Source organism: Polaromonas sp. P4_F6 (genome assembly GCF_056401275.1).
Map to the genome: position 1 here is coordinate 392,904 of NZ_JBFUJQ010000002.1, position 13,861 is coordinate 406,764.

Here is a 13,861-nt window from a genome sequence, read left to right on the forward strand (position 1 = left end):
GTGTCAGGCGCAGACGCGCTGGCGCGCGTCAAAGTATTCGCGCTTGAGCTGCTCCACAAAGGCCGCGGCGCTTTGCACCTTGCTGACGGCGCCTATGCCCTGGCCGCAGCCCCAGATGTCTTTCCAGGCCTTGGACTTGCTGCCTTCGCCGCCGCCGAAGTTCATGGTCTTGACGTCGCCCTCGGGCAGGTTTTCGGGGTCCATGCCGGCCGCGCGTATCGAGGGCGCGAGGTAGTTGCCGTGCACGCCGGTGAAAAGGCTGCTGTAGACGATGTCATCGGAATTGCCGTCGACGATAGCCTGCTTGTAGGCGTCGGCGGCGCGCGCTTCGTCGGTGGCGATAAAAGCCGAGCCAATATAGGCGAAGTCGGCGCCCATGGCCTGCGCGGCCAGCACCGCGCCGCCGGTCGAGATGGCGCCCGACAGCGCCAGCGGGCCGTCGAACCACTGGCGGATTTCCTGGATCAGCGCGAAGGGGCTTTTGACACCCGCATGGCCGCCCGCGCCGGCGGCCACGGCCACCAAGCCGTCCGCGCCTTTTTCAATCGCCTTGCGCGCGAACTTGTTGTTGATGATGTCGTGCAGCACCACGCCGCCGTAGCTGTGCGCGGCCGCGTTGATGTCCTCGCGAGCGCCCAGGCTGGTGATGTAGATGGGCACCTTGTACTTCACGCACAGCTCCATGTCGTGCTCCAGCCTGTCGTTGGACTTGTGCACGATCTGGTTGATGGCGAAGGGCGCGGCCGGCTTGTCGGGGTTGGCCTTGTTGTGGGCGGCCAGCCCTTCGGTGATTTCAGCCAGCCACTCATCGAGCTGCGATGCCGGGCGCGCATTGAGTGCGGGCATGGCGCCCACCACGCCGGCCTTGCACTGCGCGATGACCAGCTTGGGGTTGCTGATGATGAAGAGCGGCGAGCCGATGATGGGCAAGGGCAGCTGGTTCAATGCGCCGGGCAGTCTGGACATGGTGGCTCCGTGGGTATCAGGGACAGTGGGATTCAGAAAAACAGGCTGCCGCCGGTAAGTGGCGGCCGCCCCGTCAGAACGCGTCCAGCGCCAGCGCGGTCACGCTGTCCGCGCCTTCGACAATGCTGTCGCGCAGGCCGGGGGCCTTGGTCAGCAGGTGGTCGGCGTAAAAACGCGCGGTGGTGACCTTGGCCTGCATGAAGGCCACGTCGGTTCCCTGCGCGATTTGCTCCTGCGCGACCAGCAGCGAACGCGCCATCTGCCAGCCGGCGACCACATTGCCCGCCAGCATCAGGTAGGGCACGCTGCCCGCGAACACGGCATTGGGGCTGGCCTTGGTGTTGCCGGCCACAAAGTCGACCACATCGACAAAGGCTTCACGCGCGGCCTTCAGGCGCCTGGCCACGGCCACGGCATCCGCATTGCCCTGCTTCACAAGTTGTTTTTCGGTGGCCTCGATCTGGCCGGCGATGGCCTTGGCCACCTGGCCGCCGTCGCGCGAGGTCTTGCGGCCTATCAGGTCGTTGGCCTGGATGGCGGTCGTGCCCTCATAAATCGTCAGGATCTTGGCGTCGCGGTAATACTGGGCCGCGCCGGTTTCCTCGATAAAGCCCATGCCGCCGTGCACCTGCACGCCCAGCGAGGTGACTTCCAGGCTCATCTCGGTGCTGTAGCCCTTGACCAGCGGCACCATGAATTCATAAAAAGCCTGGTTTTGCTTGCGCACCTCGGCATCGGGATGGTGGTGGGCCGCGTCATAAGCAGCGGCAGCCACGGAAGCCATGGCGCGGCAGCCTTCGGTGTAGGCACGCATGGTCATCAGCATGCGCTTGACGTCGGGGTGGTGGATGATGGGCGCGCTGGCCTTGATGGAGCCGTCGACGGGCCGGCTCTGCACGCGGTCTTTCGAAAAAGCCACGGCCTTCTGGTAGGCGCGCTCGGCAATCGCGATGCCCTGCATGCCGACGGCATAACGCGCCGAGTTCATCATGATGAACATGTATTCGAGGCCGCGGTTCTCTTCGCCGACGATGTAGCCTACAGCGCCGCCATGGTCGCCGTACTGCAGCACGGCGGTGGGCGAGGCCTTGATGCCCATCTTGTGTTCGATGCTCACGCAGTGCACGTCGTTGCGCGCGCCCAGGGCGCCGTCCTTGCCGACCATGAACTTGGGCACCACAAACAGGCTGATGCCCTTGACGCCTTCGGGCGCACCCGTCACGCGGGCCAGCACCAGGTGCACGATGTTCTCGGCCATGTCGTGTTCACCATAGGTGATGAAGATCTTGGTGCCGAAAATCTTGTAGGTGCCGTCGGGCTGGGGCTCGGCACGGCTGCGCACCATGGCCAGGTCCGAGCCGGCCTGCGGTTCGGTCAGGTTCATGGTGCCTGTCCATTGGCCGCTCACGAGTTTTTCGAGGTAGACCGCCTTGAGCTCGTCGGAGCCGGCCGTCAGCAGCGCCTCGATGGCGCCGTCGCTGAGCAGCGGGCACAGCGCGAAGCTCATGTTGGCCGAATTGAGCATTTCACCGCAGGCCGCGCCTATGGTCTTGGGCAGGCCCTGGCCGCCGAAATCGGCCGGGTGCTGCAGGCCCTGCCAGCCGCCTTGGACGTATTGCCTGAACGCTTCCTTGAAGCCCGGCGTGGTGGTGACTTCACCGTTCTTCCAGCTCGAGGGGTTGATGTCGCCGTCGCGGTTCAGCGGCGCCAGCACGCCTTCGTTGAATTTCGCGCATTCCTCGAGCACCGCCTGCGCGGTGTCCAGGCCGGCTTCCTCAAAGCCCGGGATTTTGGCGATCTGTTCAATATTGGCCAGGTGCTGAATGTCAAACAGCATGTCTTTGACGGGGGCGGTGTAGCTCATTTTTGTCTCCAAATTTCTCGCTCCTTCCCCCGCTGGGGGAAGGTCGGGATGGGGGCCTTTCGGCGCACAGCCCCCACCCCTGCCCTCCCCTCAGCGGGAGAGGGAGTTCAACACTTACAGTGCCGCAACCAGCTCAGGCACAGCCGTGAACAGGTCGGCCTCCAGGCCGTAGTCGGCCACGCTGAAGATGGGGGCTTCAGGGTCCTTGTTGATCGCCACAATGACCTTGCTGTCCTTCATGCCGGCCAGGTGCTGGATCGCGCCACTGATGCCGGCGGCGATGTAGAGCTGCGGCGCGACAATCTTGCCGGTCTGGCCCACCTGCCAGTCGTTGGGGGCATAGCCCGCATCGACAGCCGCCCGGCTCGCGCCGAGGGCCGCGCCCAGCTTGTCGGCCAGCGGCGTGAGTACTTCGCTGAACTTCTCGCTGGAGCCCAGCGCGCGTCCGCCCGAGACAATGATCTTGGCGGCCGTCAGCTCGGGGCGGTCGCTCTTGGCGATCTCCGAACCCAGGAAGCTCGACTTGCCGCTGTCGGCCACGCCGGCCGGCGTTTCAATCGCGGCCGAGCCGCCGCTGGCGGCTGCCGCGTCAAAGCCCGTGGTGCGCACGGTGATGACCTTGGTCGCGTCCAGGCTTTGCACGATGGCGATCGCGTTGCCGGCGTAGATCGGGCGTTCGAAGGTGTCGGCGGCGTCGACCTTGGTGATGTCGGAGATCTGGCCCACGTCCAGCGTCGCGGCCACGCGCGGGGCGATGTTCTTGCCCGAGGCGGTGGCCGGAAACAGGATGTGCGAGTAGTTGCCGGCGATGGCCACCACCTGGGCGGCCATGTTCTCGGCCAGGCCGTGGGCGAAGTGCTCGCCTTCGACGTGGATCACCTTGGCCACGCCGGCGATCGCGGCGGCGGCCTTGGCGGCGGCTTCGGCGCCCTTGCCGGCCACCAGCACGTGAACGTCGCCGCCGCACTGGGCGGCAGCGGTCACGGTGTTGAGGGTCGCTGGCTTGATGCTGGCGTTGTCGTGTTCAGCAATAACGAGTGCGGTCATGTCATCAGTCCTCTTAAATTACTTTGGCTTCGTTCTTGAGCTTGTCCACCAGGGCGGCCACGTCGGCCACCTTGACGCCGGCGCTGCGCTTGGGCGGCTCGCTGACCTTCAGGGTCTTGATGCGCGGCTTGACGTCGACACCGAGGTCCTCGGGCTTGAGGCTGTCGAGCTGCTTTTTCTTGGCCTTCATGATGTTGGGCAGGGTGACGTAGCGCGGCTCATTGAGGCGCAGGTCGGTGGTGATGATGGCCGGCAGCGTGAGCGACAGGGTTTCCAGGCCGCCGTCGACTTCGCGCGTGACCTTAGCTTTGCCGCCTTCGACCTCGACCTTGGAGGCAAAGGTGGCCTGGGGCCAGCCCAGCAGCGCGGCCAGCATCTGGCCGGTCTGGTTGCAGTCGTCGTCAATGGCCTGCTTGCCCAGAATGACGAGCTGGGGTTGTTCTTTCTCGACCAGGGCCTTGAGCAGCTTGGCCACGGCCAGGGGCTGCAGCTCCTCGGCGGTTTCGACCAGGATGGCGCGGTCGGCGCCTATGGCCATGGCGGTGCGCAGGGTTTCCTGGCACTGGGCGACGCCGCAGCTGACGGCGATGACTTCGGTGACCACGCCTTTTTCTTTCAGGCGCGTGGCCTCTTCGACGGCGATCTCGTCAAACGGGTTCATGCTCATCTTGACGTTGGCGATGTCGACACCGCTGCCATCGGATTTGACGCGGACTTTCACGTTGTAGTCGACTACACGTTTGACGGGGACCAAGACCTTCATGACAGGGCTCCAGAGTTGTTGATTGGCTGAGAATGACGTATCAATTGACGTTGACGTAAACGTAAGCTTTGCATTCTATGCTGCGGCATGCCGGGTGCGGGCTGCGGAGCCGGCGGCCGGAGGGTATCCAGGGGTGCCGGGCAGAAAAAGAACGGTCGTTCTATTTTTCATTATAGAGGGCGGAACAAGGGGAATTAGAGCATCCTGCCCAACCGTTGTCCTAAAGGTGTCTTTCAGGCGTCAATTGGGTACCGGCCGGGGGACGGCGAGCCGGCTCAGGAGGGCTTGGCGGCGCTCTTTTCGTCCGCCACGACGCGGGTATGCACCACGCGCTGCGGATAGGGAATGTCGATGTTGTGCGCGCGCAGGGATTCGAGGATGGCCAGGTTGATGAGGGAGCGCAGGTTTTGCTGGCCGTTTTCCGGGTCACCCATCCAGTAGTTGAGCGTGAACTCCAGCCCGTCGGCGCCGAAATTGGTCAGGTTGACGCCGGGGGCCGGGTCGCGCAGCACGCGCTCCTGCTTGAGCGCCGCCTCGCTGAGCAGACGCATCACGAGTTCCACGTCGCTGTCGTAGCCCACCGAGACCACGGTGGACTGCAGCACCTGGGTGTCGCTCAGCGACAGGTTTTCAATGCGGGTGCTGATGAACATCTCGTTGGGCACGATGGATTCGCGCCCCGAGGGCGCGCGCACCACGGTGTAGCGCGCGTTGATGTCGGTGATGCGGCCTTCAAAGGTGTCGACCCGCACGTTGTCGCCTATGCGAACGCTGCGCTCGGCCAGCATGACAAAGCCGCTGACGTAATTGGCGGCCAGCTTCTGCAGGCCGAAGCCTACGCCCACGCCGACCGCACCGCCCAGCACTGAAAGCGCCGTGAGGTCTATGCCGACCGAGGACAGCGCCACCAGCAGGCCGATAAACATCAACGCGGCGCGCACCGCGTTGCTCACGGCCTTGCGCAGGGACAGCTCGTTGCCGGTAGCCTTGCGCAGCAGCCGCGCCTCGATGGCCGAGGATATCCACAGCGTGATCAGCAGCACCACGCCGGCCGTCAACGCGCCTTCGAGCATGGTGCGCACTGACAGGTTGCTGTTGCCGATCTTCCACTTGATGCCGTCGAGTTCGTCGAGCACCACGGGCAGCAGGCCGCTGACCCACAGCACCATGGCAATCCAGGCCAGCCAGGAGATGGTGCGCTCCAGCGCCCGCACCAGCGGCGCGTCCTTGAAGGCCACCTGCAGCACCTTCACACCCAGGCGTATGACGGCCAGCGACACCAGCACGGGAATCGCGACCTTGAAAAGCGCAACGGGAAACATGCGCTCCAGCAAGTCCTTGGCCATGTAAGCCAGGAACAGCAGCAGCACCGGAAACAGCACGCCGTCTATCACGCGGCGCCCGAACAGGATGGAGCTGTTGTCGACCGCCATGCGCGCGCGCCCGGCGACGCGCACCACCAGCCAGGCCAGCATGGCGCAAAGAACCAGCGCGGCCAGTTCCGTCAGGGTCGTGGGCTGGGCCAACGCGGCGAACCAGCTGTCCAGGCTGTCGATTTTGGCGGGGGGTCGGGTCGTTATGGCGCCGGCCATTGGGGTTTCCTTTTTTCGATGAAGGCTTTCACGCCTTCCTGTGCAACCGCATGCGCCATGTTGCGAGCCATGACCTGGCCCGCGAGCTGGTAGGCGGCCTCGATGCCGGTTTCACGTTGTTGATAGAACAGCGCCTTGCCCATGGCCAGCGCCTCGCGCGGCTTGGACAGCAGCGACTGCAGCAATTTCTCGATCTCGGCGTCGAGAGCCTCAAGCGGCACGACGCGGTTGACCAGCCCGCGGGCACGCGCTTCATCAGCCGTGATGAACTCGCCGGTCAGCAGCATTTCCATGGCCTGCTTGGCTGGCATGTTGCGCACCAGCGGCACACTGGGCGTGGCGCAAAAGAGGCCTACATCAATGCCATTGACGCCGAAGCTCGCGCCCTCGGCCGCCACGGCCAGGTCGCATTGCGCCACCAGCTGGCAACCGGCCGCGGTGGCCAGGCCCTGCACCCGCGCGATCACCGGCACCGGCAGCTTCTGGATGCTCAGCATCATGCGCGTGCACTGGGCGAACAGCTTCTGGTAATAGGCCAGATCAGCTTGCGCGCGCATTTCCTTGAGGTTGTGGCCGGCGCAAAAGGCCTTGCCCTCGGCCGCGATGACCAGCGCGCGCGCCGAGCCGTCAGCGGCGATGGCATCCAGCGCGGCCTGCAGCGCGGCCAGCACGTCCTCGCCCAGGGTGTTGAAAGCCGCCGGGCGGTTCAGCACCAGGTGGTGCACGCCGCGCGTGTCCTGGCTGTGCAGCACGGGGGCCGAAAGGTCGGCGGCGGATGCGGCGCTCATCAAAAAACTCCTACAAGTCGGCCAGCACGCGGATGTGGGCCTCCACGCTGCGCGCCAGTGCGTTCAGGTTGTAGCCGCCTTCGAGCGAGGAGACGATGCGGCCCTGCGCATGGCGCCTGGCGACATCCTTGATGCGCTGGGTGATCCAGGCGTAGTCCTGCTCGACCAGGCCCATCTGGCCCAGGTCGTCGTCGCGGTGGGCGTCGAAGCCGGCGCTGATAAAAATCATCTCTGGCCTGAATTCCTCCAGGCGCGGTATCCACATCATCTCGATGAGTTCGCGCACGTCCATGCCCTTGGTATAGGCCGGCACCGGCAGGTTGAGCATATTGCCGGCGTGGCCCTCGGTGCCGCTGTAGGGATAGAGCGGATGCTGGAAGAAGCTCACCATCAGTACGCGCTCGTCGCCGCTCAGGATGTCCTCCGTGCCGTTGCCGTGGTGCACGTCGAAGTCGACGATCGCCACGCGCTTCAAGCCATGGCGCTCCAGCGCATAGCGGGCGGCGATGGCAATGTTGTTGAAAAAGCAAAAACCCATGGCCTTGTCGTGGCAGGCATGGTGGCCGGGCGGGCGCACGGCGCAAAACGCGTTTTCGAGTTCGCCCGACAGCACCGCATCGGTGGCGGCCAGCGCGGCGCCAGCGGCGCGCAGGGCGGCGTTCCAGGTGTGCACATTGAGGGCGGTGTCGGGGTCGATCTGGGCATAGGCCGGCCCGCCCGCCTTGATGTCGTCGGCCAGCCGGTCGCTCAGACCGCGCAGCGCCGCGACCATCATGCGGTCGTGCGCGAGTTCGATATCGCCCAGGGCCGCCCGCGGCGCCTCGCGGGTGTCCAGCGCGTCCTTGACGCCGGTCGCCAGCAGCCAGTCGTCGATGGCATCGAGCCGCTCGGGGCATTCCGGGTGCCCGGCGCCCATCTCGTGCCTGCGGCAGTCCGGATGGCTGAAATAACCAGTCGCGTTCATCGGGAAATCATCGGCAAATGTTTTACGAAAAATTACGGTATGGTTGGCGGCATGAATGCCACAGAAAAACTCCAAGCGCTCCTGAATCAGCTTAACACGGTCATCGTCGGCAAGCCGGCCCAGGTGCAGGACTGCGTGGCCTGCCTGCTGGCCGGCGGCCACCTGCTGATCGAGGACGTTCCCGGCGTCGGCAAGACCACGCTGGCCCATGCGCTGTCGCGCTCCTTCGGCCTGCAATTTTCGCGGGTGCAGTTCACCGCCGACCTGATGCCCAGCGACCTGTCGGGCGTGTCGATTTACGAGCGGCAAAAGGAAAGTTTTGTGTTCCACCCCGGGCCGGTGTTCGCCCAGGTGCTGCTGGCTGACGAGATCAACCGCGCCAGCCCCAAAACCCAGAGCGCCCTGCTGGAAGCCATGGAAGAAAAACAGGTCACGGTCGAAGGCGAAACCCGCCCCTTGCCCCTGCCCTTTTTTGTGATCGCCACGCAAAACCCGCACGACCAGCTCGGCACCTACGCCCTGCCCGAATCGCAGCTGGACCGCTTTCACATGCGGATTTCCCTGGGCTATCCCGACCGCGCCGCCGAGCGCGAGCTGCTGCGCGGCGCCGACCGGCGCGAGATGGTCGAGCAGTTGCCGGCCCTGCTGGCGCCGCACGACCTGCTGGAGCTGCAGCAGATGGTGGCCCAGGTCCACGCCTCGGAAGCCCTGCTCAACTACCTGCAGGACCTGGTCGCCGCCACGCGGTCCGGCCGCTGGTTTTTGCAGGGCCTGAGCCCGCGTGCCGGCATCGCCATCATGCGGGCCGCCAGGGCCCAAGCCTTTTTGAGCAAACGCGACTACGTGGCGCCCGACGATATCGCCGCCGTGCTGCCGCAGACCGCGGCGCACCGGCTGATTCCCGTCAGCGACGCGGGCCGCGGCGCGGTGGAGCAGGTGCGCGCCATGCTGGACGCCGTGCCCCTGCCCTGAACACGAGCCGAGCGAAACCGCTTTTCCCATGGCCGCGCTGATCGCCCTCCCCAATCCCGCGGCTTTTGCCCGCGCGCGCTTCCAGGCCTGGTGGCAAAGCAAGCTGCCCTTTACCGACAGCGTGACGCTGACCCAGCGCAACGTCTACATCCTGCCCACCCGGCCGGGCTGGATGATGGCCGTCACCCTGCTGGTGCTGCTGGTGGCTTCCATCAATTACGAGTTGAGCCTGGGCTACCTGCTGACGTTTTTGCTGGCCGGCAGCGCGCTGGTCGGCATGCATGTTTGCCACGGCACGCTACGCGGCCTGTCCATGAACCTCGCCGCGCCCCATGCCCAGTATGTGGGTGCCACCGCCACCTTCGAGGTCAAGCTGACCAACACCCGGCGCGGCACGCGCCACGGAATAGGCCTGAGCGTGCTCAACCCGCAGGACGTGGACATCGAAAAAGGCCACGAGCGGCACTGGGCCTGGACCGACGTGCCCGCGCAGGGCAGCAGCACGGTGCAGGTGGCGTTCACCCCGCGGCGGCGCGGGCTGCACAGGCTGCCCACGCTGACCGCCGAGACCCGCTTTCCGCTGGGCACCTTTCGCGTCTGGACGGTCTGGCGGCCCGCCGCGCAAGTGCTGGTCTATCCCGCGCCCGAAGCCCACCCGCCACCCCTGCCCCCAGGTGAGCCCCGCTCCGGCGGCGCCGCGGCCGCCCTGCGCGCGCAAAGCAGCGGCGAATTCGACGGCGTGCGCGGCTACCGCCGCGGCGACCCGATGAAACTCGTGGTCTGGAAAAAAGCCGCCAAAGACGACGGCCAAGGCAACAGCCTGGTGGTGCGCGACACCCAGCAGGCCCAGCGGCACGAACTCTGGCTGGACTTCGCCCAGGCCGGCTCGGCTGGCGTCGAGCAGAAGCTGTCACGGCTGTGCGCCTGGGTTCTCTTGGCTGACAAGCTGTCGCTGGACTATGGGTTGCGGTTGCCCTCTCTGGACGTCAAGCCTGGCAGTGGGGAGGCACACAAGCGCTTGTGTTTGGAGGCGCTGGCGGTATGTTGAAGGTTTTTTTGTCTGCCCGACGGGGGTGGGGTTTGCTTAGTTCAGCTGGCCGGGTCTCGCCCCGGCGGGCGAGGCACTTTTCTTTGCTTCGCCAAAGAAAAGTACCCAAAAGAAAGGCGACCCGCAGTCTGGGTCCCTCCGCTGCGCTACGGGCAACCTGCGGTGCTCGAGCCAAGCGGGGTCCGGCTAAACTCGCCTTCGGCTCAGACAACGCCGGCCCTGATCCGCTTGTCTCTGCGCTCCTCGGCCCAGCCAGGACGGGGCAATCGGGATCGGGAACCGAATACCAAAAGACAAAGAAGACCAATACAAACAAGGACACGCCTTGGCGTGTCCTTGTTGATTTCGGTATTCGGCTGTTGGGTATTCCTGTCCCCACCCCCTTGTGTATGCGCCGAGGAGCGCAGGGCCAGACGGATAAGGGCTGGCGTTGTCTGAGCGAAGCGCAGCGTAGCGAGTTTAGCCAGACCCCGGCTGGACCGAGCACCGCAGGTTGCCCGGAGCGAAGCGCAGGGACGCAGACACCAGGGTCGCCTTTTCTTTTGCTTACTTTTCTTTTGGCGAAGCAAAAGAAAAGTGAGTTGCCGCCGGGCAACCCCCGGCCAGCAGCTCTCAGCAAGAACCACAGCGCTAAAACTATCACAGTCCGCAGAGGCGGCCAGCAGGTGCAAACATGCTGAGCCGCCTCACAACCCTGCCCCGCGACGCCCGCGACACCCTCTTCCTGCTGGCAGTCATCGCCTGGGTGTTGCTGCCGCAGGTCAACGAACTCCCAATCTGGTGCAGCGCCCTGGCAGGCGCGGTACTCCTCTGGCGCGGCTGGCTGGCGGTGAAGGCGCGGCCGCTGCCGGGCAAGCGCTGGTTGCTGCTGTTAATGGCGCTCACCCTGGCCGCGACCTGGCTCACGCACCGTACGCTGCTCGGGCGCGACGCGGGGGTGACGCTGCTGGTGGTGCTGCTGACGCTGAAAACCCTGGAGCTGCGCGCCAAGCGCGATGCCTTTGTGATTTTTTTCCTCGGCTTCTTTTGCATGCTGAGCAATTTCTTCTACTCGCAGTCACTGCTGACAGCCTTCAGCATGCTGCTGGGCCTGCTGGGCCTGCTGACCATGCTGGTCAATGCGCACATGCCGGTCGGCAGGCCGCCGCTGTCGCAGGCCGCCAAAACCGCCGGGTGGATGGCCCTCCTGGGCACACCCATCATGCTCGTGCTGTTCCTGCTGTTCCCGCGGCTGGCGCCCTTGTGGGGTGTGCCCAGCGACGCCATGACCGGGCGCAGCGGCCTGAGTTCCAGCATGCAGGTCGGCACCATCGCCAAACTGGCGCTCGATGAAAGCGTGGCCCTGCGCATCAAGTTTGATGGTGCGCCGCCGCGCAAGCAGGACATGTACTTTCGCGGCCCGGTGCTGTCCAGCTTCGACGGGCGCGAATGGCGGCCCTCGCGCCTGAACACCGCCGCGCGCTACGGCGTGACCGCCGATCTCGCCGTCTCCGGCACGCCGGTCAGCTACGAGGTCACCATGGAGCCCACCAACCGGCCCTGGCTATTCGTGATGGAAGCGGCGGCCCGGGGTCCCGCGCTGCCATCCGGCTACGAAAGCGCGATGCAGCCCGACCTCCAGTGGCTGGCAAACCGTCCCCTCAACGACCTCGTGCGCTACAAGGCCCAGAGCTATCCCGCTTTCCAGCACGGACCGCTGCAGTCCGTGCCGGGCCTGCAGGAATTCAGGGACCTGCCGCCAGGCTTCAATCCCCGTACCGTGGCGCTTGCCCGGGAATTGCGCGGCGACCCGCGCCTGAGGGGCGCGGACACCGCCCGGCTGGTGGAGGTAGTCCTGGACCGCCTGCGCACGGGCGGCTACACCTATACGCTGGAGCCCGGCCTTTATGGCCAGCACAGCGCCGACGAATTCTGGTTTGACCGCAAGCAGGGCTTTTGTGAACACATCGCCTCGGCCTTTGTCATCCTGATGCGCGCCATGGACGTCCCCGCGCGCATCGTCACCGGCTACCAGGGCGGGGAAGTCAATACCGTGGACGGCTTCTGGGTGGTGCGCCAGAGCAGCGCCCATGCCTGGGCCGAAGTCTGGGAAGCCGGCCGTGGCTGGGTGCGCGTGGACCCGACTTCAGTGGTCGCCCCGTCGCGCATCGGCGAATTTGAACGGCTGGTGGTACCGCAAGGCGCGGTGGCGCGGGCACTCGGGGCGTTCAGCCCGACGCTCATGACCCAGTTGCGCCTGTTTTGGGAAGCGGCCAACAACAACTGGAACCAGTGGGTGCTCAACTACACCCAGGGCAGCCAGCTCAACCTGCTGAAAAACCTCGGCTTTGAGTCGCCGAGCTGGGAAGACCTCAGCTACATCCTGATCGCCATCCTGGTGGCCGCCGCGATGCTGGGCGCGGGCTGGAGCTGGTGGGACCGCAGCCAGCACGACCCCTGGGTGCGTTTGCTCATGCGCGCGCGCCACCGCCTGGACAAGGCCGGCATCCCCAGCACGCCGGCCACCTCGCCGCGCCAGCTCGCCGAGGAGGTGCTGGCCCGCTATGGCCGACAGCCGGGCAGCGCCGCGCAAGCCCTGGCCGACTGGCTGCTGCGCCTGGAGCAGCAGCGTTACGCCGCCGCACCTGCAGGTGCGGGCAAGGCGGCGCCGCAACTGCATGCGCTCAGGCAAGAGTTCAGCCGGCTGAGCTGGCCTGCTTAAAATCGGGACTGGCTCCGCCGCCTTTCCCCTTATCCCATCACCCCACTCATGCCCCTTTACCGCTCCAGGTTCGCCCTTTTCCTGATCGCCGCGCTGGCCTGTTCCGCCTGGGCCGGTGACGCAAAACCGTTACGGAAAAAAGTGGCCGCGCCGGCGCAAACCCAGGGGCCGCTGTATTCGACGCGCCCCGAGGCCATGCAGTTCGCCGACGACATGGCCGCGCGCCGCGACCTGGACCCGGACTGGGTGCGCGACGCCATAGGCCAGTCGCGCTACAACGCCACCGTCGTGCGCCTCATGCAGCCGCCCACCAAAACCTTTGTCAAGAACTGGCGCGTCTACAGGAGCCGCTTCATAGACCCGGTGCGCATAGAGGCCGGCCGGCGTTTCTGGCTGGAGAACCAGGCGGCGCTGGAGCGCGCCGAAAAGGAATACGGCGTGCCCGCCGAAATCATCGTCGGCATCATTGGCGTGGAAACCATTTACGGCCGCGACACCGGCAACTTTCGCGTGATGGACGCGCTGACCACGTTGGCCTTTGATTTCCCCCCCAGCCACCCGCGTGCGAAAGAACGCAGCGAATTCTTCAAGGGCGAGATCGAGCAATTCCTGACCCTGCAGAACCGGCTGGCAGCCAACCCCTTTGACGCGCGCGGCAGCTTTGCCGGCGCCATGGGCATGCCGCAGTTCATGCCTTCGAGCTGGATCAAGTACGCCGTTGATTTCGATGGCGATGGAACGGTGGACCTCTGGAACAGCAAGGCCGACGTGATCGGCTCCGTCGCAAGTTATTTCAAAGCCTTCAACTGGCAGCCCGGCATGCCCACCCACTACCCCGTGAGCTTCGACAAAAGCCGCCTCGACATGGACGCGCTGATGGCGCCCGACATCCTGCCGACATTCAGCGTGGCCAGCTTCACCGAAAAAGGCGCGGTGCTCGAAGGCCCGGCCCTTCAGCACCAGGGGCCGCTCGCCCTGGTCGAACTGTTGAACGGGCAGGACGCGCCGCAGTATGTAGCCGGCACCGAGAACTTTTACGCCATCACGCGCTACAACTGGAGCAGCTACTACGCGATGGCGGTGATTGAGCTGGGGCGGGAAGTGGCGGCGCGGGTCAAATCAAGCACACCGTAATTGCCATTTAAATTCTGTCGCG

11 protein-coding genes are annotated in these 13,861 nt (G+C 65.4%); 4 read left to right on the forward strand and 7 right to left on the reverse strand.

The annotated features are described in order from the left end of the window. Positions 1-3: 3 nt before the first annotated feature. From AC1DUN_RS07710 to AC1DUN_RS07740, 7 genes are all read right to left on the reverse strand, one after another. Positions 4-966 (reverse strand): NAD(P)H-dependent flavin oxidoreductase, encoded by a 963-nt coding sequence (locus AC1DUN_RS07710; RefSeq protein ID WP_477713443.1) that lies wholly within the window; start codon positions 964-966, stop codon positions 4-6. A gap of 73 nt (positions 967-1,039) precedes the next feature. Further along, positions 1,040-2,830, reverse strand: a complete 1,791-nt coding sequence (locus tag AC1DUN_RS07715; protein WP_477713444.1) for an acyl-CoA dehydrogenase — start codon at positions 2,828-2,830, stop codon at positions 1,040-1,042. Between the two features lie 114 nt (positions 2,831-2,944). Further along, positions 2,945-3,877, reverse strand: a complete 933-nt coding sequence (locus AC1DUN_RS07720; RefSeq protein WP_477713445.1) for an electron transfer flavoprotein subunit alpha/FixB family protein — start codon at positions 3,875-3,877, stop codon at positions 2,945-2,947. A gap of 13 nt (positions 3,878-3,890) precedes the next feature. After that, positions 3,891-4,640, reverse strand: a complete 750-nt coding sequence (locus tag AC1DUN_RS07725; protein ID WP_477713446.1) for an electron transfer flavoprotein subunit beta/FixA family protein — start codon at positions 4,638-4,640, stop codon at positions 3,891-3,893. A gap of 275 nt (positions 4,641-4,915) precedes the next feature. Further along, positions 4,916-6,232: a mechanosensitive ion channel family protein gene (locus tag AC1DUN_RS07730; RefSeq protein ID WP_477713447.1), complete on the reverse strand. Its 1,317-nt coding sequence runs from the start codon at positions 6,230-6,232 to the stop codon at positions 4,916-4,918. Beyond that, complete coding sequence (locus AC1DUN_RS07735; RefSeq protein WP_477713448.1) at positions 6,217-7,020, reverse strand: enoyl-CoA hydratase; 804 nt, start codon at positions 7,018-7,020, stop codon at positions 6,217-6,219. Before AC1DUN_RS07735 ends, AC1DUN_RS07730 begins: the two co-directional genes overlap by 16 nt. Positions 7,021-7,030: 10 nt before the next feature. After that, positions 7,031-7,984 carry a histone deacetylase family protein gene (locus AC1DUN_RS07740; RefSeq protein WP_477713449.1) on the reverse strand — a complete coding sequence of 318 codons (954 nt, stop codon included), beginning with the start codon at positions 7,982-7,984 and terminating at the stop codon, positions 7,031-7,033. Positions 7,985-8,035: 51 nt separating this feature from the next. On the opposite strand from AC1DUN_RS07740, the gene AC1DUN_RS07745 reads away from it, so the two are divergent. The 4 genes from AC1DUN_RS07745 (at position 8,036) to mltB (ending at position 13,839) form a co-directional block, all read left to right on the forward strand. Then, positions 8,036-8,956, forward strand: a complete 921-nt coding sequence (locus AC1DUN_RS07745; RefSeq protein ID WP_477713450.1) for an AAA family ATPase — start codon at positions 8,036-8,038, stop codon at positions 8,954-8,956. 28 nt (positions 8,957-8,984) lie between these two features. After that, complete coding sequence (locus tag AC1DUN_RS07750) at positions 8,985-10,004, forward strand: DUF58 domain-containing protein (protein ID WP_477713451.1); 1,020 nt, start codon at positions 8,985-8,987, stop codon at positions 10,002-10,004. Between the two features lie 673 nt (positions 10,005-10,677). Next, positions 10,678-12,705 (forward strand): transglutaminase TgpA family protein, encoded by a 2,028-nt coding sequence (locus AC1DUN_RS07755; protein WP_477713452.1) that lies wholly within the window; start codon positions 10,678-10,680, stop codon positions 12,703-12,705. 48 nt (positions 12,706-12,753) lie between these two features. Beyond that, positions 12,754-13,839: a lytic murein transglycosylase B gene (gene mltB / locus AC1DUN_RS07760; protein WP_477713453.1), complete on the forward strand. Its 1,086-nt coding sequence runs from the start codon at positions 12,754-12,756 to the stop codon at positions 13,837-13,839. The last annotated feature ends 22 nt before the right edge of the window (positions 13,840-13,861 follow it).

Excerpts from the sequence above, each read along its gene's own strand:
- AC1DUN_RS07710 (WP_477713443.1), bottom strand. The coding sequence starts at position 966 with ATGTCCAGACTGCCCGGCGCATTGAACCAGCTGCCCTTGCCCATCATC.
- AC1DUN_RS07715 (WP_477713444.1), bottom strand. The coding sequence starts at position 2,830 with ATGAGCTACACCGCCCCCGTCAAAGACATGCTGTTTGACATTCAGCAC.
- AC1DUN_RS07720 (WP_477713445.1), bottom strand. The coding sequence starts at position 3,877 with ATGACCGCACTCGTTATTGCTGAACACGACAACGCCAGCATCAAGCCA.
- AC1DUN_RS07725 (WP_477713446.1), bottom strand. The coding sequence starts at position 4,640 with ATGAAGGTCTTGGTCCCCGTCAAACGTGTAGTCGACTACAACGTGAAA.
- AC1DUN_RS07730 (WP_477713447.1), bottom strand. The coding sequence starts at position 6,232 with ATGGCCGGCGCCATAACGACCCGACCCCCCGCCAAAATCGACAGCCTG.
- AC1DUN_RS07735 (WP_477713448.1), bottom strand. The coding sequence starts at position 7,020 with ATGAGCGCCGCATCCGCCGCCGACCTTTCGGCCCCCGTGCTGCACAGC.
- AC1DUN_RS07740 (WP_477713449.1), bottom strand. The coding sequence starts at position 7,984 with ATGAACGCGACTGGTTATTTCAGCCATCCGGACTGCCGCAGGCACGAG.
- AC1DUN_RS07745 (WP_477713450.1), top strand. The coding sequence starts at position 8,036 with ATGAATGCCACAGAAAAACTCCAAGCGCTCCTGAATCAGCTTAACACG.
- AC1DUN_RS07750 (WP_477713451.1), top strand. The coding sequence starts at position 8,985 with ATGGCCGCGCTGATCGCCCTCCCCAATCCCGCGGCTTTTGCCCGCGCG.
- AC1DUN_RS07755 (WP_477713452.1), top strand. The coding sequence starts at position 10,678 with ATGCTGAGCCGCCTCACAACCCTGCCCCGCGACGCCCGCGACACCCTC.
- mltB (WP_477713453.1), top strand. The coding sequence starts at position 12,754 with ATGCCCCTTTACCGCTCCAGGTTCGCCCTTTTCCTGATCGCCGCGCTG.